The organism is Microbacterium sp. Kw_RZR3 (assembly GCF_029222405.1).
Lineage (GTDB): Bacteria > Actinomycetota > Actinomycetes > Actinomycetales > Microbacteriaceae > Microbacterium.
Map to the genome: position 1 here is coordinate 1 of NZ_JARHXC010000221.1, position 21,584 is coordinate 21,584.

The window sequence follows — 21,584 nt, forward strand, 5'->3', positions numbered from 1 at the left end:
GCGGCGATCGGCGATCGCCTCCCCGAGCTCGCCGCCGCCGCGACCCGCGCGCACCTCGACGCGTTGAAGGCGGGGTTCGCCTGACGGGCGATCTCCACCCTTTCTCCACCCCGGCGGAGGAAGTCGCGCGAGCGCGCGGAGACGAGTCTCGAAGCATGAACCTCGAAACGCTCGCGGACATCGTCCTCATCGTCCTGCTCGTCGGCTGGCTCGGGTACCGACAGACCACGTGGCGTCCGGTTTCCCCGGCGAAATTGTGGCGCACCCCGCTCATCCTCGCGGTCCTCGGCGTCGTCAATCTGGCGCGGGGAGACCTCGCGATCGGCGGCCTCGATGTCGCCGTCCTCGTGATCGAACTCGTCCTCGCCCTTGGCGTCGGCGCGTGGATGGGTGCCCTCGCGCACTTCCGCCCGCTGGAGCAACGCGTCACCGGCCGTCGCGGCGAGGGAGCTGTCGTCGAATCCCGCACCGGGTGGTGGGGGCTCGCCCTCTGGGCCGCCCTTCTGCTCGTCCGTGTCGGGATCGACGTCGCGGCCACGGCGATGGGCGCCCACGGGGTCACCGGCGCCGGTGTCATCCTGCTCGTCTTCGCCGCGAACCGCGCCGCTCGAAACCTCGTCCTCGGTGCCCGCCTCGGGCACCTTCCCGTCGGCGGTGCGCGCCCTCCGCGCATCACCGCGCGATGATGGTGCCGTGACTCCCCACCCGACCGCCTTCGGGGCGGCGCTGACCGTCTTCGGTGCGGCGCTGTGCACCTGGGGTCTGTTCAGCGCACCGCGCCCGATGTGGGCCCTGGTCCTGGCGCTCCTCGCTCTCGCGGCGTGGCTCGTACGGACCGCCCTCGTCTTCGTGCAGCGATCAGCTGCGGCGCGGACCGCACGCGTCGCCGCGCTGTGCGCCATCGGCGCGGGCGCCCTCGCGGGGACATCGACCGGAGCCAACTCGCTGATTCCCGCTGCCGTATGCGCCATGGTGCTCGTCGCCGACCAAGCGGTGTCGGTCGTCGCGGCGGCGGTCACGGCGTGTGGCGGTGTGGCACTGGTCGCGGCGGGCGCCGTCCTGTGGCCGACGTCGGTGTCGGCTCTCGCGGGGATGGTCGCCGCGGTGCTGGTGGGAGCGCTCGCCGGCTTCAGCCGTCGACAGGGTGCGCAGGCCCGACGGCGCGAAGCGCTCCTCGCGGAACGCGAGCGCGCCCTTCGTGAGGAGGCCGGGCGCAACGCGCTCGCGCGCGATCTCCACGACGTCCTGGCGCACACGCTCGGTGGGCTGGTCGTGCAGTTGGATGCCGCCGAGGCGCTCCTCGAGGCGGGAGACGCATCGTCCGCCCACCGCCGGGTGGCCTCGGCGCGCGAGCTGGCGGCATCCGGTCTCGGCGAGGCGCGTCGCGCCGTCGCCGCGCTGCGCCGACCACGGCAACCGGGAGTCGAAGCCGAAGCCGCCGACCGCGACCCGGTCGCATCGATCGTCCTCGACCGTCGCCTCGACGAGCTGGTCGATATGCATCGCGCGCTCGGGGGCGAGATCGCCTGGGAGCGCTCGGGCGACCCCGCGCCCCTCGACCGGGCCCAGGCGGACGCCCTGCACCGCGCCCTACAGGAAGCGCTCAGCAATGTGCGACGCCATGCCCCGGGGTGCGCGGTCACCGCGCGTCTCGCCTGGCGACCCGGCGTGGTGCGCCTCCGCATCGAGAACCCCTTGCCATCGTCGCCGCCACCCACGCCGAGCGCCGCGCCGGGTTTCGGGCTCCGAGGTATGCGGGAACGCGTGGACGCCCTCGCACTCGGCGGGACGGTGACGGCCGGGCCCGAGGCGGGATCCTTCGTCCTCACCGTCGAGGAGGTGCTGGCGTGAACGACGACCCCCCGATCCGCGTGCTGGTGGCGGACGATCAGGCGATCGTCCGCGACGGGCTCGCGACCGTCCTCGCCCTGCTGCCCGACGTGGAGGTCGTCGGCACCGCCGCGGACGGCGAAGAGGCCGTCGCGCTGGCCGTGCAACGGCATCCCGACGTCGTCCTCATGGATCTCCGGATGCCGCGCCTGGACGGCGTTGCGGCCACCGCCCGGCTCGCCGTCGATGTTCCGAGCGCCGCGGTGCTGGTGCTGACCACGTTCGCCGACGACGAGTCCATCGTCGCCGCGCTGACCGCGGGGGCCAGGGGATATCTCACGAAGGATGCCGGTCGCGCCGAACTGGCGGCGGCGGTGCGATCGGTCGCCCGCGGGCAGGCGACCTTCAGCGCCGAGGTGGGCGCGACCATCGTGGACTCCCTGATCCGTCCGCGGCCCCCGGCGTCTCCGGGGGAGGAGCTCGCCGCGCGCTTCCCCCGGCTGACGCGGCGCGAGATCGACGTGTTCGCCCTCCTTGTCGAGGGGCGCACGAACGCCGAGATCGCGGAGCGCCTCTTCGTCGAGGTGTCGACCGTGAAGACGCACGTGAACGCGCTGTTCGCCAAACTCGGCGTGCGAGACCGTCGCGCCGCGGTGGCGCTGGCCCGAGGCTGACGCCTGGCCGAGCTCGAGAGGACGACCTCGTTACGGGGCCTCCCCGTCGCCGCGGCGTGATTCGCTGCTCCCGCTCTCGCGCAGCGACGCGACGAAATCGAGCTTGTCGAGCACCGGATCCGGCAGGAGGAAAGGGTAGAGGTCGTCCTTGCCCATCGACCGGTTGACCATGTTGAGGGCGCTCGCGAGCGGCATCCAGACCTCCGTCACCAGGGTGCGGAAGGGGCCGGATGCCGACGAGTCGACGTGCAGGAGACCGTTGACGGCGGCCGTCTCGACCGTGTCGGTGATGTGGAGGTAATGCGCCCAGGTCTCGGCGAAGTCCTCGTAGGGGTGCATGGTCGCATAGGTGGAGATGTAACGCTCGGGCCAGTCGGCCGGCGGCCCCTCGGAGTAGTGGCGGTCGATCTCGGCCTGGTAGTCGGCGGTCTCGTCGCCGAAGAGGGCGCGGGCCTCGGCGAGGCGGTCGGTCCCCTCGACGAGGATCCACTCGAAGTAGTGTCCGCTCTCGTGCCGGAAGTGGCCGAGCATCGTGCGGTACGCCTCGCCCAACTGCTCCTGCACCCGGACGCGGTAGGCGTCGTCGCTCTCGGCGAGGTCGATCGTGATCACCCCGTCGGCGTGCCCGATCGTGACGTCCTCGGCGACGCTCGACAGCAGGTCGAAGCAGAGGCCGCGCTCGGGGTCCTCGGCCTTGCCGACGACGGGGAAGCCGAGACGGTCGAGCTCGACGAGCAGCCAGCGCTTCGCACGTTCGGCGACGGGGTACTGCGAGAGGCCCTTGGCGTCGGCGTCGTTCGGGCGCACGCGCGTGAGATCGCAGGCCGAGCACTGGCCCCCCTCGACCGGCGCGAGCCACGTGCAGCCCGACAGGTTCAGGTTCCGGCACACGTGCCAGGCTCGTCCGTCCGCGTCGACGTACCGACCGTTCTCGTCGACGGGAACGATCTCGACCTCGTCGCGCGAGAAGCCGAGCGGGGTGTGGCACGACACGCAGATGGAGTTCTCGAACCAGAGGGCGTTCCCGCACACGCGGCATCGGAAGGATTTCACCCCTCGAGCCTGACACGGACGCTCCGCCCTGCGGGATGGGGTTGCGCGGTCTTCCTAGAATCGTGAGGTCGCCCACCGGAAGGACTCCCGTGACCCCCACCCCGGCCGGATCCCTCGCGCGACGGGTGCTGTGGCATCCGTTCCCGTGGGCGGTCGTCTGCTTCGCGGGGGCGGTGGTGCTGTTCGGCCTCGGTCAGGAGTTCGGGGGCTTCCTGCTCTCGCTCGTTGCGGGATGGGCGCTGGCGCAGACGCTTTTGTACGCGCTCGCGTTCCTGCGGACGCGTGCGGTGTCGGTGGCGGTGCATCTCGCGCTGGGGATCGTCGCCGGGTTCGCGGTCTTCCTGGTCGTGCAGCCGGGGGACTGGCCCGTGGCGGTACCGCCGACCGTGCGCTCGACCCTCTCGTTCGCGATGGCGCCCTTCGCGGGGTGGATCTGGCTCTCGTTGGTCGGGCGAGTGACCGCGGCCGTCCAGGCGACCTCGGACAAGCGGGCCGCTCAGCTCGTCGAGCCCGAATGGGAGCGCGCGGGCGGCGAGTGGACGCTCCGGCTCCCCGTCGTGCCGCTCCGACGCTCGACGTACCTCGCGGTCGGCGCGGTGCTCGGCGTGCTGGCGGCCGGAGCGATGGCGACGTTCGTGCTCGTCTTCGCCGACCTCGCGCAGAGGCTCGGCCCGATGGCGATGCTCCTCCTGCTCGGATGGGCGGTGGGGTTGCCCGTGTACCTGGTGGTCGGCGCTCTCGCGCGAGCGCGCACGACCACGGTGGAGCTGTGCCTCAGCGCGGAGCGCGTGCGGGTGCGGACCATCGACGGCGTCACGTTGATGGATGCCGGGACCGATGGCATCCGGAGCCTGACCGTGTCGTCGCGCAACCCGCCGACGCGGATCGTCGTGCGCCCGGTCGAGGGACCGGGACTCGTGCTGCTGGTGGGCATGGCGCGCCAGCCGAAGGGGACGGCGGCGACGGTACCCGAGTTCCCGCGGCGCCTACGCCACGCGCTCGAGGGGGCGGGGCTGACGGTGATGGAGGGCAAGCGGGCCCGGGCGGGCGAGACGACCCTCGAGCGCTCACCCGGATAATGGCGGAATGACCACCGCCCGGATCGTCATCCTCTTCGCCGTCGCCGCCCTGGCCGAGATCGGCGGAGCCTGGCTCATCTGGCAGGCCGTGCGCGAGAACCGGGGCTGGTGGTTCGCTCTGCTGGGCATCATCGCGCTCGGGGCCTACGGGTTCTTCGCGGCCCTGCAGCCGGAGGCGAACTTCGGCCGCGTCCTCGCCGCGTACGGGGGAGTGTTCATCGCCGGCTCGCTCGCGTGGGGGATCGTCGTCGACGGCTTCCGCCCCACGACCTGGGACTACGTCGGCTCGGCGATCGCCCTCGTCGGCGCGGCGATCATCATGTTCGCCCCCGGCCAGTCGACGGCGGGAGAGATCTCGTGAGGGATGCCGTGACCCCGGCCCTCCGCGACCGACGGGCGGCAGACCCGGAGATCCGCCGCCCGCTTCGCCGTCACTCGTAGCGCAGCGACTCCACGGGATCGGCCCGCGCGGCCCGCGCCGCCGGAAGCGTCCCCGCGAGGAACGCGATCCCCATCACCACGAGGGTCGTCACGAGGATCGACACCGGGTCGAACGCGATGAGCTGCAGTCCCGGCAGGTCGCTGAACAGGTTCGCCGCGAGCTGCGCGCTCACCGCCGTGCCGACGCCGATCGCGATGACCGCGCCCAGCGCGCTGCCGAGGAATCCGATGAAGATCGCCTCGAGGCTGAAGAGCGAGAAGATCCGCCCGCTGCCCATTCCCATCGCCTTCATGAGGCCGATCTCCCGGGTGCGTTCCTGCACCGACATGAGCAGGGTGTTGACGATGCCGAAGCTCGCCGCCAGCAGCGCGATGATCGCGAACGCGTTCAGCACCAGGACGATGCCGTTGATCACCGACTCGAACGTGCCGAGCTGATCGGCCACGGTGGTCCCCGTGTAGCCGGCGTCGCTCAGCGCGGTCTTGACCTCGTCGACCTGCGCGGTCGTCGCCGACGACACCGTCACGCTCGCCGAGGCGTACCGGTCGAGCTGGTCGGCGGGGACCCCGGTGTTCTGCAGCGTGAACAGCTCCTTCTCGAGGGCGGTGTTCGTGGTGAGCGAGGTCGTGCCGCCGAACGCGTCTTCGGTCACACCGGTCACGGTCACCTCGACGAGATGCTGCGTGCGCACCGGGTCGGTCACCGCGATCGTCACGGTCGCCCCCACCGCGTCCGTGGCGGTCGCGAAGCCGAGGGGTGTCACCAGCGCCGACGGGAGGGCGACCTGCAGCGCGTCGGAGCCGTCGTCGGGTGCTGACCCGTCGGCGATCCGCGGGGTCTGACCGGCGACGAGGCTGCCGACCTGTGCCACGTACGGGTCGCCGCCCGGTGCCTCGACGTAGTCGATCGACACCGACGTCACGGGAACGACCTTCTCGACGCCCGCGATCTGCGAGATCGTCGTGATGTCCTGGTCGGTGAGCGCGGTCACCTCCGTCGTGCCGCCGGGGCGCCCCCCGGGCTGCGACGCCGAGGCGACGGCATCCTGATCGTACTTCTGCGGCCCGGTCGAGGTCGCCGTGGTGGTCTTCGTCACGGTCAGCACGTCGGAGGCGCCCATCGAGGCGACGGTGCTGTCGATGAACGCGTTGATGCCCGTGCCCAGGCCATTCGTGATGGTGAGGGTGAAGGCACCGACGAAGATCGCGAGCACCGTGAGGATCGTGCGGGTCTTCGAGCGGAACGTGTTCGCGACGGCGGTGGAGACGAGGTCGACGGTTCTCATGCGGCGCTTCGTTCGTCGGCGACGATCAGGCCGTCGCGGATCTGCACACGTCGATCGCAGCGCGCGGCGAGGTCTTCGTCGTGCGTGACGACGATGAGCGTGATGCCGTGCTCGCGATTCAGACGGAAGAGGATGTCTTCGACGACGGCGCCGGTGGCCGTGTCGAGGTTGCCGGTGGGCTCGTCCGCGAAGATCACTCGCGGATCGTTCACGAGGGCCCGGGCGATCACCGCGCGCTGCTTCTGTCCGCCCGAGAGAGCGGTGGCTTTGTTGCGCGCCTTGTCGGCCATGTCGAGCTCGGCGAGCGCCGCTCTCCCGCGCCGCGCGCGCTCGGCACGGCCCACCCCTGCGATCTTCAGCGGCAGCACGACGTTGTCGAAAACCGAGGCGCTGGGGGTGAGGAAGAACTGCTGGAACACGAACCCGAACGTCTGGTTGCGCGTGCGGTTGAGTCGACGACCGCGCAGGGTCGTGGCATCCACTCCGTCCAGGCGCACGGTGCCCCGGGACGGGGCGTCCATGAGGGCGAGCAGGTGCATGAGGGTCGATTTGCCGGATCCGCTCTTGCCGACGATCGCAATGCTCTCGCCGCGATGGATGTCGAGGTTCACGCCGCGGAGTGCGTCGAAGCGCGCGGAGCCGCGTCCGTAGGACTTGTGCAGATCGGTGACCGAGAGGAGTGGGGGAGGAGGGTCGGATGCCATGCCCTCACCCTCGCTCGCGGGTGGGGCGCCTCGCGTCCCACGGGTGGGGTGACCGTCTACCCCGCGTGGGGGATTCGCGGATGCCCCCGTCGGGCGATGGCCGGGGGCGTCGGGACGCGCGAGACTGGAGCGGTGAGGGCCGACGAGACGAGCGATGCGGTGCCGCGCTGGCCCTGGGCCGGTCGCCCGTGGCTGATCGACGCGTTCGTCGTCGTGCTCGTCGCGGGTCCCGCGTTCGCGCCCCTTCCCTTCGCCGAGATGCGGCCCTCGAGCCCGCTCGCGTTAGCCCTCGTGCTGTCGCCCGCGCTCGCCCTGCCTTTCCGTCGTCGGTGGCCGCGGACGGTGCTCGCCGTGTGCGTCGCCGCATGGGCCGCCGCCCTGACGCTCGGCACGCTCTCTCCCGGCGGCGCGGTGGCCATGGTCGTCGCGACCTACGGCGTGGCGCACCGCACCCCGCGTCGCTCGTCGATCATCGCGACGGCCGCCGCCGTGGTCGTCGTGCTCTCGACGGGCGTGATCGTCTCGCTCGTGTCGGGTATGGACACCCGAGTGCTCCAGGTGGCTCTCTCGCTCTCGCTCGCCGGGGCGGTGGGCGATGCGGCGCGCTCGCGCCGCGCGTACGTCGAAGCCGTCGTCGAGAGGGCGCGCCGTGCCGAGGAGACGCGCGAGTCCGAGGCGCGGCGCCGCGTCACCGAGGAACGCCTGCGCATCGCTCGCGACCTGCACGACGCCGTCGCGCACCGCATCTCGGTGATCAGCCTGAACGCGGGCGTCGCCACCTCGATGCTCGAGACGCGCCCCGACCGCGCGCGCGAGGCTCTCGCCACCATCCGCACCGCCTCGCGCGACGTGCTCGGCGAGATCGGCACGATGATGAGCGTCCTGCGTGCACCCGACGACGCTCCCGTCCGCGTCCAGCCGGGGCTCGCGCGGGTGCCCGAGATCGTCGAGTCCGTGCGCGTCGCCGGGTGGGACGTCGTGGTGCGCGACGAGATCGGGACGGATGCCGAGGCCGCCGGCATCCCGCTCGGCGTCGACATCGTGGCCTATCGCGTCGTGCAGGAGGGACTCACGAACGCGCTCAAGCACGGCACGACTCGCCGTGCGCACGTGCTGCTGCGTCGCGACCGTGACGAGCTGGAGATCGTCGTGACGAATCCGGTTGAGCAGGTGCCCGACGCCGGCGACCGGGAACTTCCCCCGTCGGGCTTCGGACTCGTGGGGCTTCGCGAGCGCGTCGACGCGGTGCGCGGCACTCTCGAGGCGGGTCTCGCTCCCGGCAGCTTCCGGCTCGCCGCGCGGCTGCCGTTGCCCGCCCGCGTGGAGGCGACGCCGCGCGTGCTCTCGGGGGAGCGGCCCTCGTGACGACCGTCATCGTCGTGGACGATCAGGCGCTCATCCGGACGGCCGTGCGCGACCTTCTGGATGCGGCGGAAGGCATCTCGGTCGTCGGGGAGGCGGTCGACGGCGAGGCCGGGGTCGAGCTCGCGCGGCGGCTCCGCCCCGACGTCGTGGTCTCGGACATCCGGATGCCGCGTCGAGACGGCATCGAGCTGACCGCGCTCATCTGCGCCGACCCCGCGCTCGCCGAGACCCGCGTGCTGATCCTGACGACCTTCGAGGAGGACGACTACGTCGTCTCCGCCCTGCGCGCCGGTGCGAGCGGCTTCATCGGCAAGGGCGCCGAGCCCGACGACATCGTGCGGGCCGTCGCCTCGGTGCACGAGGGCGGCGCGCTGCTCTCACCCGCCGCGACCCGGGCGCTGATCGAGAAGTACGTGCGCACGACCGATGCCGCGCAGACGCCGAGCCCCATCGCGCTCGACGCCCTCACCGACCGCGAGCGAGAGGTGCTCCTGCACGTCGGCCGGGGACGCTCGAACGACGAGATCGCCGCGCACCTCTACATTTCGCCGCACACCGCGAAGACGCACGTGAAGAACACGATGCTCAAGCTCGGCGCGCACGACCGGGCGCAGCTGGTGATCGCGGCCTACGAAAGCGGGTTGCTCGCGCCGGGGCGGTGACGGCTGGGCCCGCGGAGCGCGCTCGGCGAGGGCTCCAGGGACGGACCCGCGCCTCAGGCGTGGAAGCGCGCCCCCTTCGTGATCCGGTCGACGGCGTTGCGCGGTCCGCGGAGCGCGATCCCCACGAGGTCGAGGTCGACGGCGGCCACCGCCGCGACCGCGGCGCGGTTCGCCACGTCGTGCGAGGTCGAGAACAGCTCGCGCGTGTACAGCGCCAGGGTGACATCGTCGCGCGACGCGGCCTTCGCCCGAGCGCGGGCGAGGGTCTCGGCATCCGCGGACATCACCATGACGGGTTGACGGAGCATCGGCGAGTACGTCGTGCCGTCGGCGTCGCGGTACGGCTCACCGACGAGGTCGGGCGCGCTCGTGGCGATACCGCTCATCACGAAGGCCGTGACGTTGAGTTCCTGCCAGGGGGCGAGGTCGTCGGCGAGCACGACGACCACCTTCGTGTCGAACAGCGGAGCGGGAGAGGCATCGGTCATGCCTCCAGCCTCGGCCCCCGGCGTCGGGGGTGTCTTGTACGTTTCTTGCATGGGTGATCGGGTGCGGGCGTGGCATCCCGACGTCCCGATGCTGCGCGAGGTCTACCACGCGAGCTTCGCGCACAACTATCCGCCCCACACGCACGACGACTGGGCCGTGATGCTCGTCGATCGCGGTGCCGTGACCTACTCGCTCGACCGCGCCGAGCATCAGGCGACGCCGACCGCGGTCACGCTCCTTCCGCCCGGGATCGCGCACGACGGTCGTCCGGCGGTCGAGGGCTCGGGCTACCGCAAGCAGGTGCTGTATCTCCGGGGCGACTGGCTCGACGCCGGCGTCGCCGCGCGGATCGCGGATCGCCCGACGCTGACGAACGCCCCGGCGCAGACCGCGGCACGACGCGTGCACGCGGCGCTCGCCCACCCGGGCGACGAGATGGCCGCCGAGCACTGGCTGCTCACCGTCCGCGACGCCGTGCTCGCCCACGCCGGCTCGTCGGCGCCCCCGCGCCGGGATGCGCCGCTCGCCCGGCGCCTGCGCGCGATGCTCGATGACCGCTACACCGAGTCGTTCACGATCGCCGCGGCCGCCGCCGAGCTCGGCGCGCACCCCGATCATCTCGTCCGGGTGTTCTCGGCCACGTACGGCATCGCTCCGCACCGCTACCTCGTCGGTCGGCGGGTCGACGCCGCGCGTCGTCTGCTGGGGGAGGGATGCCGGCTGGCCGATGTCGCGGCCCGCACCGGCTTCCACGACCAGGCGCACCTCGCTCGGCACTTCCGCCGCGTGTGGGGTGTGACGCCGGGCGCGATCCGCGCGGCCTAGACGCGGCGCGCGTCCGCCGCCTCGGTCAACCCCGCCATCCACGACGCCATGCGGTCCTGGCCCGCGCTCGTGTCGAGCTCGTCGCGCAGCTCGGGATGCTCTCTCCAGAACCGGAGCACGACGTAGACGAGCCACGCGTGCGACGCGAGCGAGTCGACGGGGACGTGGTGTTCCTCCACCGCGCCGCCGGCGTCCGCGGCGTGGAGCTTCAGCTCGGGCACCGTGTTCCCGCGCCGTGCGTCGACGAGCCCGCCCGGTACGACATCGACGATCGCGTCCCACGGCCAGGAGCGGTCGAACTCGCCGCGATCGAACGAGTACAGCGTGACGCCGGAGCGGCCCACCACCAGGCCTCGCGGACGCCGCGCGAACCACCGTGCACGCCCGCGCACCGCGAGCGAGTTCGCGCCGGCGAGAGCGACGATCACCGCGGCCAGCGTCAGCGGCACGAGGAAGACGAGAACGAGCAGCGACTGGCCGCCCGCCACGATGCAGCGGACGATCAGGATGCCGCACGCCGCCGTCGTCACCAGGCCGCCCCCGAGCAGCCACAGGCACGACCACAGCGAAGGGGCGCGCTGCCGGAAGAACGACACCCACGAGTCGGCGGGTCGTGTCTCGGCGCGCGTGAGCGCGAGCGCGTTCACGAACTCGGGCAGCGCGCGCTCGCCGCCCGCACGCTCGCCCCCGACGGCGACCACCGCGAGGAACCCGAGGAGCACCAGCGCGAGGATCGTCCCGAGGACGGTCTGATCGCCGACGACGGCGCCCCACAGCGCAGCCGAGAGCGCGAGACAGCACACGACGAGCACGCTGGTGATGAGCCGCGGCCGCGGCCGCGCCGGGCGAAGGTTCCAGCCGGACGGCAGGGGGTACGGAGCCAGCGGGACGCTCATGGGTCCATCTCAGCATCGATCCGTGGCCCTCGGTGGGTCCGTCTCCCCGCTCGCGGACGGGCGTAGCGTGAGGGGTACCGCACGTTCGTCGAAAGGACTCCCGTGACCACCGTCGCAGAGAACATCGTCGCCTCCCTCCGCCGCCACAACATCGAACGGGTCTATGGCCTCCCCGGCGATTCGCTGAACGGCTTCACGGATGCCATCCGCCGAGACGGCGTGATCCGGTGGCAGCACGTGCGGCACGAGGAGGGAGCGGCTTTCGCGGCCGCGGCCGAGGCCGAGTTGACCGGCGAGCTCACGGTGTGCGCGGGCAGCTGCGGGCCGGGAAACCTCCACCTCATCAACGGTCTCTACGACGCCAACCGCTCGAGGGTTCCGGTCCTGGCGATCGCCGCGCACATCCCGACGGCCGAGATCGGCACGAACTACTTCCAGGAGACGCACCCGCAGGAGTTGTTCCGCGAGTGCTCCGTCTACGTCGAGTACGTCGCCGACCCCGTGCAGATGCCGCGCCTGCTCGAGATCGCGATGCGCGAGGCGATCGAGAAGCGCGGGGTCGCGGTGCTCGTCATCCCCGGAGACGTGCTGCTGGCGAAGGCCAAGAACGAGCGGGTCGTCGCGATCGAGCGCGCGACCCCTCGCATCCTTCCCTCTGAAGAGGAGCTTCGACGCACGGCCGAGGTGCTCAACGCCGCCCAGAAGGTCACGATCCTCGCGGGCGCGGGCGTCGCGGGGGCGCACGACGAGGTCGTCGAACTCGCCGAGCGTCTGCAGGCGCCCGTCGTGCACGCCATGCGCGGCAAGGAGCACATCGAATGGGAGAACTCGTACGACGTCGGGATGACCGGACTCCTCGGCTTCTCGTCGGGCTACCGCGCGATGGAAGACGCCGACGTGGTGCTCATGCTCGGCACCGACTTCCCGTACCCGCAGTTCTACCCTCAGCACGCCACGCACATCCAGGTCGACATCCGGGGTGCGCAGCTGGGCCGGCGGCATCCGGTCGACATCGGTCTGGTCGGCACCGTCCGCGACACGGTCCAGGCGCTGCTGCCGCTGCTGGACGAGGGGAAGTCCTCGCGGCACGCCGACGAGGCGCGCGAGCACTACCGCAAGACGCGCACGAAGCTCGACGACCTCGCCGTGCCGACGGGTCGCGGAAAGCCGCTGCACCCGCAGTTCGTCGCGCGGACGCTCGATCGCCTCGCCGACGACGACGCCGTCTTCATCCCCGATGTCGGCTCGCCCGTGGTGTGGGCCGCGCGCTACCTCACGATGACGCGCGATCGTCGCCTGATCGGGTCGTTCTCGCACGGCACGATGGCCAACGCGGTCTCGCACGCGATCGGAGCGCAGTCGGCGTTCCCCGACCGGCAGGTCATCGCCCTCGCCGGTGACGGCGGCCTCGCGATGCTCCTCGGCGAGCTCATCACGATCGTGCAGAACGAGCTGCCCGTGAAGGTCGTCGTCTTCGACAACTCCTCGTTGAACTTCGTCGAGCTCGAGATGAAGGCCGCGGGCTTCGTCACCTTCGGCACCGACCTGAAGAACCCCGACTTCGCCGCGGTCGCCGAAGCGATCGGACTGAAGGGCTTCCGCGTGGACGACGCGGACGATCTCGAGGGCGCGCTGTCCGCCGCTCTCGCGCACGATGGGCCCGCGCTGGTCTCGGTGAAGACCGCGCGGCAGGAGCTGTCGATGCCGCCGTCCGTCACGCTCGAGCAGGCCAAGGGCTTCACCCTCTACGCGATCCGCACGGTGCTCTCGGGGCGCGGCGACGAGCTGATCGACCTCGCCGCGACGAACTTCCGGCAGTTGTTCTGAGCGGCGCCCAGGTCGCGAGAACAGGGGAGCGCACGAGAACGGGGCGGAGCAGCGCGCGTCGGCACGACGGCGGGATCAGCATCGGCATCATGCGCGACCCGAGCTACGTCGAGAAGGACTACGACGATCTCGGCTGGACGATCGACGACCCTCGGCTCGCTGCCGACGACGCCTGGGCGCTCACGGCGGGCGGACAGTACGATCCGGCCGCGCAGGTGAACATCACGAGCGTGCAGGTCGTGCGCGACGGCACCGTCGTGGTCATCACCGGCGGGGGAGTCGCGCTGCAGGACGTCCCCGAACTCGCCGCCCTCACCGAGGGGTGGGCCGTCGGCGCCGGACTATCGGTGCTGGACCTGATGCGCTGACCGCGGCGAGTCGGAGACGACTCAGCGCAGACAGAACGAATCGTCAGGCTATTCACAGTATGGTGGGCGAAGTCGGCGAAACCGACGCGCTTTCCCGCCGACCGTGAGGCCCATTGCATGCCGCGACTCCGAAGCCGCTGGCTCGTCCTCCTGCTGTCGACGATCGCGGCGACCGCGCTCCTCGGCTCCGTGGCACCCGCCGCGATCGCTGCTGAGTCCTCCCCGTCGCTGACGGCGACGCTGTCCGACACGGACGGCGCGTCGGGGGATCCGGTCGCACTCGACCTCGGAGTGACCGGGGCAACCGACCTCTACGCCGCGACGGTGCGCGTCACCTACGACACCGACCGTGTCGTTCTCGACCCCGCCGCGGTGACGTCGGACTTCCCAGGCATGTTCAGCGTGTCGGGCGTCGAGGGGGCGATCGAGTTCACCGTGACGCGTCTGGGAACCTCGAGCGGCCGAGCGGGCGACGTTCCCCTGGGGTCGCTGGGCTTCGTGGCCACGGGGCCGGGAGAAGCGCTCCTCCGCATCGACGAGGTCACGATCATCGACTCCGCCCTGGTCGGCACAACTCTCTCGCCCGCCATCGGCCTGGGCTACACGGTCGCCCCCTCGTCGTCGGCGCCGGAGCCGTCCGCGCCGGGCGCACCGCCGACCATCTCGGTGACGGGGCAGGGGTCGGGCGTGTCGCGCGGCGGGGACACGACCTTCCGCGGCTCGGCCCCGCAGTCGTCCGCGGCCCCGACCGCGACCTCGCCGAGGATCACGGCGTCATCGCTCACCCCGCGGGTCGGCGAGACGATCACCCTGACCGCCCGCGGACTCACCCCTGATGCCGCGTACCGGGTCGGACTGGACTCCGACTCGATCCTCCTGGGTGAGGTCACCGCGGACGAGACCGGATCGTTCGTCCTGGCGGCGACGATCCCCGAGACCGCCCCCACCGGGGAGCACGAGATCGTCGTCCTCTCGCGGGGGCTCGCGGTGACGACGCTCCCGATCACGATCCGCGAGGCGGACGGAGCGGCATCCGCCCCGCGGAGTTCGGCCAGCCCCTCCGTCGGAGCCGCCGGTGTCACGAACGAGGCGACCGCCGACGCCGCGCCGGTCTCCGCGGACTCGACGTCCGCGCTGGTGTGGGCGCTCATCGCGGTCGTCGTCCTGCTCGGCGCGGCCGCGATCGTGCTCATGAGGCGACGGTTCCGTCGCGCCGCAGGCGATGACGGGGGTCGGGGATGAACGCTCTCCGCTTCGCCCCCGCCCCGATCGTGGTGAAGGGAACACTCGTGAGAAGGACGATGCTCGCTTCCGCGGTGGCCGCCGTCACCGCGGCGGCGCTGGTGTTCGGGGCGGTCGCGCCGGCGCACGCCGAGACCGACTCGGTCAGCTACGCGGCTCCCGCCTACCAGCGCGGCGAACTCACCGGCGACGCGAAGGTCGACCGCGACGACCTGACCGTGCTGATGACCGCCGTCGGGCGGAAGGCCGGTGATCCCGGATGGGATGCCGTCGCCGCGGCGGACGCTGATCAGGACGGTGCGATCACGGTGACCGACGTCGCCGCGCTCTCGAAGCAGTTCGTCTACGACGACGACCCCTTCGAACTGCAGGAGACCGACGTCGTCGCGATCCAGAAGGCGATGACGGCCGGGACGCTCACCTCCCAGGAGTTGACGGCGCAGTATCTGCGCCGCATCGCCGCCTACGACCGCACGTCCGGGCTCGACCCCCGCGACCCGGACGCGGCGCTCGAGTCCATCATCGCGACGAACCCGACGGCCATGGCCGAGGCCGCGGCTCTCGACGCGGAGCGGGCAGCGACCGGGCCGCGCAGCATCCTGCACGGCATCCCGGTCATCGCGAAAGACAACATCAACCTGGCTGGGCTCGCCACCACCGCGGGGTGCGCCTGCCTGGCCGACAACGTGACCTCGACGGACGCCGAGGCCATCACGCGGCTGAAGGCGATGGGGGCGATCGTGATCGCGAAGGCCAACCTGTCGGAGTTCGCGATGTCGACCGTCGTGTCGAACAGCTCGTACGGCAACACCAAGAACGCCTACGGTTTCGATCTGCCCCCGGGCGGGTCGAGCGGCGGCACCGGTGCTTCGGTCTCGGCCAACCTCGGAGCGGTGGGGCTCGGCACCGACACCGGTGGCTCGGTACGCGTCCCCTCGTCGTACAACGCCCTCGTCGGCATCCGTCCGACCGTCGGCCTTGTCAGTCGCGAGGGGGTCCTTCCCCTCGACGAGTACCGCGACACCATCGGCCCCATGACACGGACGGTCTCGGATGCCGCGCTGTCGCTCGACGCGCTGGCGGAGGCCGCGCCCGGCGAGCACGCGATCGCTCCGGAGGCGTTCCGCAAGCCCGCCTCGTACGCGAGCAGCCTCGATCCGAACGCTCTTCAGGGCGTCCGCGTCGGCTACCTCGTGGACCGAGGACCCACGGACTCGCAGACCGGGGACTTCCAGCTCGTCGCCGCGGCGCGTGCCGACCTGGAGGCCGCGGGCGCCACGGTCGTCGACATCGCCTCGTTCGACCCGGTCGCTGGCGGCCGGATGGAGGACATCCACGGGAGCAAGACCTTCACCCACGGAGTCGACGTGTACCTCGACACTTACTACCGACCCGGCTACACATTCGCCGACCTGGCGCAGAAGGTCACCGATGCCGAAGCGGCGGGGCATCCGCTCTCGAGCTGGCCGGCGGAGGTCGTGCGCGAGTTCGCCTCGACGACCACGGAGGAGCGCGAGGCGGCCTACGGCCCCTTCCGTGCGGGGCAGAAGGCAGTCCAGGATCGCATCGACCAGCTCATGCGGGAGAACGACCTCGACGCGCTCATCTACCCGAGCACCGGCGCCCCCGACCTCCTCTCGGGCTTCAACAACCTCATCAGCGCGGCCAGCGGCTACCCGGCGATCTCGGTGCCCATGGGGGCCGCCGACGTCGACCTGCCGGAGGGGACGATCCTGGGGATCCACCGCGGTCTCGAGTTCCTCGGCGCGCCCTATGCCGAGGACCGCCTGATCGGCTTCGCGTACGCGTACGAGCAGCAGACCCACCACAGGCAGGCGCCCTCGCTGTTCCCCGATCTGCCGACCGAGCCCTGACCCGAGCGCCGACGCTCTGCGGTGACGCGAGCGTTCTTCCGCACGCGCCGGTGGTGCGGTTGCGCTGTGCGAAACTCCGGAGAACCCGGCTCGCGGGGGCGACAAGGGGCTGCTTGTCCGCTTGAGGACGCGGAAACTCAGGAGTTTCGCGCAGCCCGCCGCGCCTCAGTCGACCAGCGCCCCGCCCTCGCGCCAGTAGCCGAGGAAGGCGACGCGCTCGCGCGGTACGCCGAGCTCGCGGACCAGCACGCGTCGCGAGGCCGTGACGACCCCGGATTCGCCGGCGAGCCACGCGACGTCGACGTCGGGCGTGGCCCACGCGCGCACGGCGGCCTCGGTCTCGCCGCGCCCGACGACGCGCACGTCGACCTGCGGGCCGAGGGCGGCGACGGTGACGTCGTCGGCGTGCTCGCCGATCTCGACGATCGCGATGCCGCGGGCGGCGGGCGGCAGCGACGCCGCGATGCCGCGTACGGCGGGGATCGCCGTCTCGTCCGCGACCAGCAGGAACGAGGTGTACTGCTCGGGCGGCTGCCAATGGATGCCGTATCCCGTCCACCCGTTGCGGACGTCGGGGCCCGTGATCACGAGCGTCTCGCCCACGCGCGCTCCGCGCGCCCACCGTGAGGCGGGGCCGTCGGGGGAGTGCAGGTAGATGTCCACGTCGATCTCGCCTGCCTCGGGGCGGATCGCTGCGGGTGTGTAGGTGCGCAGCACGTTGCGCTCGGCGGGCGGCAGCGCCTTCCACCGCGTGTACCAGTCCGACGGGTGCGGCGTGGGGTCGTCGAGAAGGCCGAACTCGGCGAGCCCTCCGCCCGGCAGGGGCAGGACGAGCTTGATGCGTTGATCGAGGCCCCACGGCGCGAAGTGCTGCAGCGCGTCGCCCGAGAAGGTGAGTCGCAGGAAGTTCGGGGAGAGCATCTCGCGTCGGGCCACGGTGACGGGGAAGGCGCTGTATTCCCACGGACGGGGAGCAGCGGATGCCGCGTCGTCGGGGCCCGTGGAAGCCGCGGGGACCCCTCTCGTCCCGGCGCCCGACGGCATCCGGTCGTCGCCCGAGCGGCAAGCCCCCGCCGCCGCGTCCGCCGCGACTCCCGGCATCCGCTCCCCGCTCACGCGTCGAGCCCCGTCGCCGCAGCCGCCGCCCGCGCGGCGAACGCCCCGCCGCGCAGCGGCACCACCAGTGGACCGCCCGTGACCGGGTCGTCGATCACGACGTTCGGCAGGCCGTAGACCTCCTCGACGCGTTCGCTCGTGATGACCTCGCGCGGGGCTCCCTCGGCGACGATGCGGCCGTCGCGCATCGCGACGATGTGGCTCGCGTACCGGGCGGCGTGGTTGAGGTCGTGCAGCACGGCGACGACGGTGCGCCCGCGGGCGTTCAATTCGGCGAACAGCTCCATGAGCTCGACCTGGTGCGCGACGTCGAGGTAGGTGGTGGGTTCGTCGAGCAGCAGCAGGTCGGTCTGCTGCGCGAGCACCATCGCCACCCAGACGCGCTGACGCTGCCCGCCCGACAGCGCATCGACGGGTCGGGCCGACAGGTCGGTCGTGCCCGTGGCATCCAGGGCCTCCTTCACCGCCGCCTCATCGGCGCTCGACCACTGCCGCAGCAGCGACTGGTGCGGGTAGCGGCCGCGACCGACGAGGTCGGCGATCGTGATGCCGTCGGGAGCGAGCGCGCTCTGCGGGAGGAGGCCGAGACGGCGCGCGACCTCCTTCGCGGGGTAGGTCGAGATGTCACGCCCGTCGAGCACGACGGATCCGGTGGCGGGGGAGAGGAGGCGCGAGAGCCCCCGCAGCAGCGTCGACTTGCCGCACGCGTTCGGGCCGATGATCACCGTGAACGACCCGGGCGGGATCGCGACGGTCAGCTCGGGGACGACGGTGGCGCCGTCGTACGCGAGCGAGACGGAGCGGGCTTCGAGGCGGGAGGGGTCAGACACGGCGGCGGATCTCCGTAACGATCATGACGATGAGGTACGCGCCGCCGACCGAGACGGTGACGACGCCCACGGGGAGGGTCACCGGCAGCACGTGCTGCGCGATGGCGTCGGAGCCCAGCAGCAGCAGGGCGCCGACGAGAGCCGACAGCGCGAGCGACAGCGACGGCGTGCGAGCGAGTCGCCGCGCGATCTGCGGGGCGGCGAGGGCGACGAAGGCGATCGGTCCCGCGACAGCGGTCGCCGCGGCCACGAGCACCACGCCGGTGAGCAGCGCGAGGCTGCGCACGAGGTGGGGGCGCACGCCGGACGCGGCGGCCAGGTCGTCGCCCAGCTCCAGCTGGCGGAGCGCGGGCACCAGCGCGAAGGCCGCGAGCGCGAACGGCGCCGCGCACAGCAGCACCCCGCCGAGCGCGTCACCGGTGACGCCGTTGAGCGACCCGTGCCCCCACGCCGACGCGAACATCGCCGTCTCGAGTTCGATCTGCAGCAGCATCCAGGTGTTGAGCGAGGCGAGCATGGCCGAGACGCCGATGCCCACGACGATGAGCCGGAAGCCCTGCACGCCACCGCGGTACGACAGGAACCAGATGACGACGGATGCCGCGAGGCAACCGATCAGCGCGCCCGCCGCCCGCGCCGGCCACGACGACGAGACGAGCACGAGCGTCAGCAGCATGCCGGTGAAGGCGCCGTTCGAGAGCCCGAGGATGTCGGGGCTCGCGAGCGGATTGCGCGTGACCGTCTGGAACAGGGCCCCGGCGATCGCGAGCAGGGCGCCCAGGGTGATCGCGGCGAGGACGCGGGGGAGGCGCCAGCCGACGACCACGGTGGTGTCGAGCGCGTCGCCCGCTCCGAGGAGCGCGCGGATGACGGCATCCGGAGCCAGGGGATACGTGCCCCAGCCGAGCGAGAGCACCGCGAGCACGACGACGGCGACGAGCACCGCGACACCGACGGCGATGCTCCGCAGCCGCACCGGCAGCGCGCCGAGGACCACCCGGCGGTACCCCACGTCGACGGCCGTCACAGCGCGCTCGCTCTCCGTCGGCGCGCGAGCGCGATGAGCACGGGAGCGCCGACGAACGCGGTGACGATCCCGGCGGGCACCTCGGCCGGGGCGATGATCACGCGGCCGAGCACGTCGGCGAGCAGCACGACGATCGGCGCCGCGAGAGCGCTGAGGGGGAAGATGCGGCGCTGGTCGGGCCCGACGATCCACCGCACGACGTGCGGCACCATGAGCCCGACGAACGACAGGGGGCCGACGAGGGCGGTCGCCGCTCCCGCGAGCACGGTGATGGCGGCGATGGATGCCACGCGCACGGCGCCGACGGGAATGCCCTGCGCACGGGCGAGGTCGTCGCCGAGAGCGAGGGCATTGAGCGCGCGGCCGAGCACGAGAGCCACCGCGAGTCCGATCGCGATGAAGGGGATGACGGGGAGGACGACGTCGAGACCGCGTCCGAGGAGCGAACCGGCGTTCCATCCGCGCATGAGGTCGAACGCGTCGGGGTTGCTCAGCATCATGCCCGAGGTGATGCCTGAGAGCACCGCACCGACCGCGACACCCGCGAGCGTCAGACGGATCGGATCGGCCGGCCCGCGCCCCGACGAGCCGACGAGCGCGACGGCGACCGTGATGACGAGCGCTCCGAGGAATGCGGGCCAGACGAGCAGGAGAGAGCTCTGGATGCCGAACAGTGCCACCGTCACGGCGACGGCGAACGCGGCTCCCGCGTTGACGCCGAGGATGCCGGGGTCGGCGAGCGGGTTGCGCGAGAACGCCTGCATGAGGGCTCCGGCGACGCCCAGGGCGGCCCCGGCGACGATGCCGGCGATGGTGCGGGGCACACGGAGTCCCTGCACCACGTAGTCGGTGTCGGGGGTGCCCGCGCCGGTGAGCGAGGCCCACACCGCGTGCCAGGGTAGGGGGTTCGCGCCGATCATGAGCGACAGGGCGATCGCGATGGCGAGGACCGCCGCCAGCACGAGGGTGCCGGCGACGGTCCGACCGATCCGTGGGGATCGGGGTGCCGTGTCCGGCACCCGCGGGGAGACGATCGAGGTCATTTCCCCGATGCGAGGAAGGTCTCGATGTCGTCGAGCACCGACTGCGCGCCCTTCGGCCCGACGCCGGCGACCCACGTGCTCGTGTCGACGAGCGTGACGACGGGGAACGCCGCGGCGTTCTGCGCGATCGCCGCGGGGACGGTCGACGGGTCGTTCACGTCGGTCGTGGTGACGAAGACGGCGTCGGCGGTCGCGCTCGCGATGTTCTCGGGCGAGATGTCCGCCTGCAGGCCGTCCTCCCACTCGTGATCGGGGATCGTGTAGCCGACGCACTCGAGCAGGCTCCCGGCGAACGAGACCGGGCCGTAGAGGCTCAGTGTCGTCTCGTCGCGCGGGCGGATCATCTCGGCGGTCTTCCCCGCGAGGTCGTGTGCGCTCTTGATCTCGTCGCAGCGCTGGTCGACGGCATCCACGGCCTTCGTCACGTCGTCCTCGCGGCCGAGCGCCTCACCGATGAGGGCGGCGTTGTCGCGCCACGGATCGGCCTGCGTCGCGATGAACACCGTCGGGGCGATCGCGCTGAGCTGGTCGTACAGCGCGGAGTGGCGGGACTCGGTGCCGAGGATGAGGTCGGGCTTGAGTGCGGCGATCGCCTCGAGGTCGGGCTCGCTCACCGTGCCGACGGGTGTGACGCCCTCGACGCCGAGGTAGCTCGGCACGCCGTTGACCATGTTCGCCACGGCCGCGCCGACGGGGGTGATCCCGACGGCCACCGCGGTGTCGAGTTCGAGCGGCTCGAGCGTGACGACGCGCTGCGGAGCCGTGCTGACGGAGGTGGTCCCACGCGCGTGAGCCACATCGTGGGTCGAGGCGGAGCTCTCGGCGGGAGAAGCGCTCGCGCCGCCCGCGCAGCCGGAGAGGGCGAGGGCGAGACCGGTCGCCGCGGCGAGGAGGGCGAAGCGCCGGGAGGAACGGCGTGCGGGCATGGCGAGATGTCCTTTCGGGTGGGGGAG

The 21,584-nt window shown here is 72.0% G+C and carries 22 protein-coding genes; 12 read left to right on the forward strand and 10 right to left on the reverse strand.

Features of this window, described 5'->3' with window-relative positions:
- The first annotated feature begins 155 nt into the window (after window positions 1-155).
- The 3 genes from P2P98_RS12115 to P2P98_RS12125 are packed head-to-tail and all read left to right on the forward strand — an operon-like array spanning window position 156 to window position 2,504.
- Window positions 156-686, forward strand: coding sequence for a hypothetical protein (locus P2P98_RS12115; RefSeq protein WP_275800101.1), 531 nt, complete (start codon window positions 156-158; stop codon window positions 684-686).
- 7 nt (window positions 687-693) lie between these two features.
- Entirely contained in the window at window positions 694-1,851 is a 1,158-nt protein-coding gene (locus P2P98_RS12120) for a histidine kinase (RefSeq protein WP_275800102.1), read from the forward strand.
- On the forward strand, window positions 1,848-2,504 hold the full coding sequence (locus tag P2P98_RS12125; protein WP_275800103.1) for a response regulator transcription factor: 657 nt from the start codon (window positions 1,848-1,850) through the stop codon (window positions 2,502-2,504). Before P2P98_RS12120 ends, P2P98_RS12125 begins: the two co-directional genes overlap by 4 nt.
- A gap of 30 nt (window positions 2,505-2,534) precedes the next feature.
- On the opposite strand, the gene P2P98_RS12130 is transcribed toward P2P98_RS12125, so the two are convergent.
- Window positions 2,535-3,557, reverse strand: coding sequence for a putative zinc-binding metallopeptidase (locus P2P98_RS12130; RefSeq protein ID WP_275800104.1), 1,023 nt, complete (start codon window positions 3,555-3,557; stop codon window positions 2,535-2,537).
- An 89-nt stretch (window positions 3,558-3,646) separates the two neighbouring features.
- Here P2P98_RS12130 and P2P98_RS12135 point away from each other — a divergent pair, with 89 nt between their 5' ends.
- A complete protein-coding gene (locus P2P98_RS12135) occupies window positions 3,647-4,636 on the forward strand; it encodes a hypothetical protein (RefSeq protein ID WP_275800105.1) in 990 nt (329 codons plus the stop codon).
- A 7-nt stretch (window positions 4,637-4,643) separates the two neighbouring features.
- Complete coding sequence (locus tag P2P98_RS12140) at window positions 4,644-4,997, forward strand: YnfA family protein (RefSeq protein ID WP_275800106.1); 354 nt, start codon at window positions 4,644-4,646, stop codon at window positions 4,995-4,997.
- Between the two features lie 70 nt (window positions 4,998-5,067).
- On the opposite strand, the gene P2P98_RS12145 is transcribed toward P2P98_RS12140, so the two are convergent.
- Together P2P98_RS12145 and P2P98_RS12150 are read right to left on the reverse strand one after the other, a co-directional pair.
- Complete coding sequence (locus P2P98_RS12145; RefSeq protein ID WP_275800107.1) at window positions 5,068-6,363, reverse strand: ABC transporter permease; 1,296 nt, start codon at window positions 6,361-6,363, stop codon at window positions 5,068-5,070.
- Window positions 6,360-7,067: an ABC transporter ATP-binding protein gene (locus P2P98_RS12150; RefSeq protein WP_275800108.1), complete on the reverse strand. Its 708-nt coding sequence runs from the start codon at window positions 7,065-7,067 to the stop codon at window positions 6,360-6,362. The genes P2P98_RS12145 and P2P98_RS12150 overlap by 4 nt, the downstream gene beginning before the upstream one ends.
- A 132-nt stretch (window positions 7,068-7,199) precedes the next feature.
- On the opposite strand from P2P98_RS12150, the gene P2P98_RS12155 reads away from it, so the two are divergent.
- On the forward strand, window positions 7,200-8,432 hold the full coding sequence (locus P2P98_RS12155; protein ID WP_275800109.1) for a histidine kinase: 1,233 nt from the start codon (window positions 7,200-7,202) through the stop codon (window positions 8,430-8,432).
- Entirely contained in the window at window positions 8,429-9,094 is a 666-nt protein-coding gene (locus P2P98_RS12160) for a response regulator transcription factor (protein ID WP_275800110.1), read from the forward strand. The genes P2P98_RS12155 and P2P98_RS12160 overlap by 4 nt, the downstream gene beginning before the upstream one ends.
- A gap of 53 nt (window positions 9,095-9,147) precedes the next feature.
- On the opposite strand, the gene P2P98_RS12165 is transcribed toward P2P98_RS12160, so the two are convergent.
- Entirely contained in the window at window positions 9,148-9,582 is a 435-nt protein-coding gene (locus P2P98_RS12165) for a DUF2000 family protein (protein WP_275800111.1), read from the reverse strand.
- A gap of 49 nt (window positions 9,583-9,631) precedes the next feature.
- On the opposite strand from P2P98_RS12165, the gene P2P98_RS12170 reads away from it, so the two are divergent.
- The gene (locus P2P98_RS12170) at window positions 9,632-10,408 is read left to right on the forward strand and encodes an AraC family transcriptional regulator (protein ID WP_275800112.1); all 777 of its coding nucleotides are present in this window, start codon (window positions 9,632-9,634) and stop codon (window positions 10,406-10,408) included.
- Here P2P98_RS12170 and P2P98_RS12175 read toward each other — a convergent pair.
- On the reverse strand, window positions 10,405-11,304 hold the full coding sequence (locus P2P98_RS12175; protein WP_275800113.1) for a hypothetical protein: 900 nt from the start codon (window positions 11,302-11,304) through the stop codon (window positions 10,405-10,407). The two genes, P2P98_RS12170 and P2P98_RS12175, sit on opposite strands and share 4 nt — an antisense overlap.
- A 102-nt stretch (window positions 11,305-11,406) precedes the next feature.
- Here P2P98_RS12175 and poxB point away from each other — a divergent pair, with 102 nt between their 5' ends.
- The 4 genes from poxB to P2P98_RS12195 all read left to right on the forward strand — a co-directional run bounded on the left by poxB (window position 11,407) and on the right by P2P98_RS12195 (window position 16,615).
- Window positions 11,407-13,131 (forward strand): ubiquinone-dependent pyruvate dehydrogenase, encoded by a 1,725-nt coding sequence (gene poxB / locus P2P98_RS12180; RefSeq protein WP_275800114.1) that lies wholly within the window; start codon window positions 11,407-11,409, stop codon window positions 13,129-13,131.
- Between the two features lie 89 nt (window positions 13,132-13,220).
- Window positions 13,221-13,499, forward strand: a complete 279-nt coding sequence (locus tag P2P98_RS12185) for a hypothetical protein (RefSeq protein ID WP_275800115.1) — start codon at window positions 13,221-13,223, stop codon at window positions 13,497-13,499.
- Window positions 13,500-13,616: 117 nt separating this feature from the next.
- A complete protein-coding gene (locus P2P98_RS12190) occupies window positions 13,617-14,741 on the forward strand; it encodes a cohesin domain-containing protein (protein WP_275800116.1) in 1,125 nt (374 codons plus the stop codon).
- Complete coding sequence (locus P2P98_RS12195; protein ID WP_275800118.1) at window positions 14,738-16,615, forward strand: amidase family protein; 1,878 nt, start codon at window positions 14,738-14,740, stop codon at window positions 16,613-16,615. Before P2P98_RS12190 ends, P2P98_RS12195 begins: the two co-directional genes overlap by 4 nt.
- 165 nt (window positions 16,616-16,780) lie before the next feature.
- Here P2P98_RS12195 and P2P98_RS12200 read toward each other — a convergent pair whose 3' ends face one another.
- The 5 genes from P2P98_RS12200 to P2P98_RS12220 are packed head-to-tail and all read right to left on the reverse strand — an operon-like array spanning window position 16,781 to window position 21,557.
- A complete protein-coding gene (locus P2P98_RS12200) occupies window positions 16,781-17,731 on the reverse strand; it encodes a siderophore-interacting protein (protein WP_275800120.1) in 951 nt (316 codons plus the stop codon).
- On the reverse strand, window positions 17,728-18,561 hold the full coding sequence (locus P2P98_RS12205; protein ID WP_275800121.1) for an ABC transporter ATP-binding protein: 834 nt from the start codon (window positions 18,559-18,561) through the stop codon (window positions 17,728-17,730). Before P2P98_RS12205 ends, P2P98_RS12200 begins: the two co-directional genes overlap by 4 nt.
- Window positions 18,554-19,588 (reverse strand): iron chelate uptake ABC transporter family permease subunit, encoded by a 1,035-nt coding sequence (locus tag P2P98_RS12210; protein ID WP_275800122.1) that lies wholly within the window; start codon window positions 19,586-19,588, stop codon window positions 18,554-18,556. The genes P2P98_RS12205 and P2P98_RS12210 overlap by 8 nt, the downstream gene beginning before the upstream one ends.
- The gene (locus P2P98_RS12215; RefSeq protein ID WP_275800124.1) at window positions 19,585-20,631 is read right to left on the reverse strand and encodes an iron chelate uptake ABC transporter family permease subunit; all 1,047 of its coding nucleotides are present in this window, start codon (window positions 20,629-20,631) and stop codon (window positions 19,585-19,587) included. The genes P2P98_RS12210 and P2P98_RS12215 overlap by 4 nt, the downstream gene beginning before the upstream one ends.
- Entirely contained in the window at window positions 20,628-21,557 is a 930-nt protein-coding gene (locus tag P2P98_RS12220) for an iron-siderophore ABC transporter substrate-binding protein (RefSeq protein WP_275800125.1), read from the reverse strand. The genes P2P98_RS12215 and P2P98_RS12220 overlap by 4 nt, the downstream gene beginning before the upstream one ends.
- Between the last annotated feature and the right edge of the window lie 27 nt (window positions 21,558-21,584).

Excerpts from the sequence above, each read along its gene's own strand:
- P2P98_RS12115 (WP_275800101.1), top strand. The coding sequence starts at position 156 with ATGAACCTCGAAACGCTCGCGGACATCGTCCTCATCGTCCTGCTCGTC.
- P2P98_RS12140 (WP_275800106.1), top strand. The coding sequence starts at position 4,644 with ATGACCACCGCCCGGATCGTCATCCTCTTCGCCGTCGCCGCCCTGGCC.
- P2P98_RS12145 (WP_275800107.1), bottom strand. The coding sequence starts at position 6,363 with ATGAGAACCGTCGACCTCGTCTCCACCGCCGTCGCGAACACGTTCCGC.
- P2P98_RS12150 (WP_275800108.1), bottom strand. The coding sequence starts at position 7,067 with ATGGCATCCGACCCTCCTCCCCCACTCCTCTCGGTCACCGATCTGCAC.
- P2P98_RS12165 (WP_275800111.1), bottom strand. The coding sequence starts at position 9,582 with ATGACCGATGCCTCTCCCGCTCCGCTGTTCGACACGAAGGTGGTCGTC.
- P2P98_RS12170 (WP_275800112.1), top strand. The coding sequence starts at position 9,632 with ATGGGTGATCGGGTGCGGGCGTGGCATCCCGACGTCCCGATGCTGCGC.
- P2P98_RS12175 (WP_275800113.1), bottom strand. The coding sequence starts at position 11,304 with ATGAGCGTCCCGCTGGCTCCGTACCCCCTGCCGTCCGGCTGGAACCTT.
- P2P98_RS12185 (WP_275800115.1), top strand. The coding sequence starts at position 13,221 with ATGCGCGACCCGAGCTACGTCGAGAAGGACTACGACGATCTCGGCTGG.
- P2P98_RS12190 (WP_275800116.1), top strand. The coding sequence starts at position 13,617 with ATGCCGCGACTCCGAAGCCGCTGGCTCGTCCTCCTGCTGTCGACGATC.
- P2P98_RS12195 (WP_275800118.1), top strand. The coding sequence starts at position 14,738 with ATGAACGCTCTCCGCTTCGCCCCCGCCCCGATCGTGGTGAAGGGAACA.
- P2P98_RS12215 (WP_275800124.1), bottom strand. The coding sequence starts at position 20,631 with ATGACCTCGATCGTCTCCCCGCGGGTGCCGGACACGGCACCCCGATCC.
- P2P98_RS12220 (WP_275800125.1), bottom strand. The coding sequence starts at position 21,557 with ATGCCCGCACGCCGTTCCTCCCGGCGCTTCGCCCTCCTCGCCGCGGCG.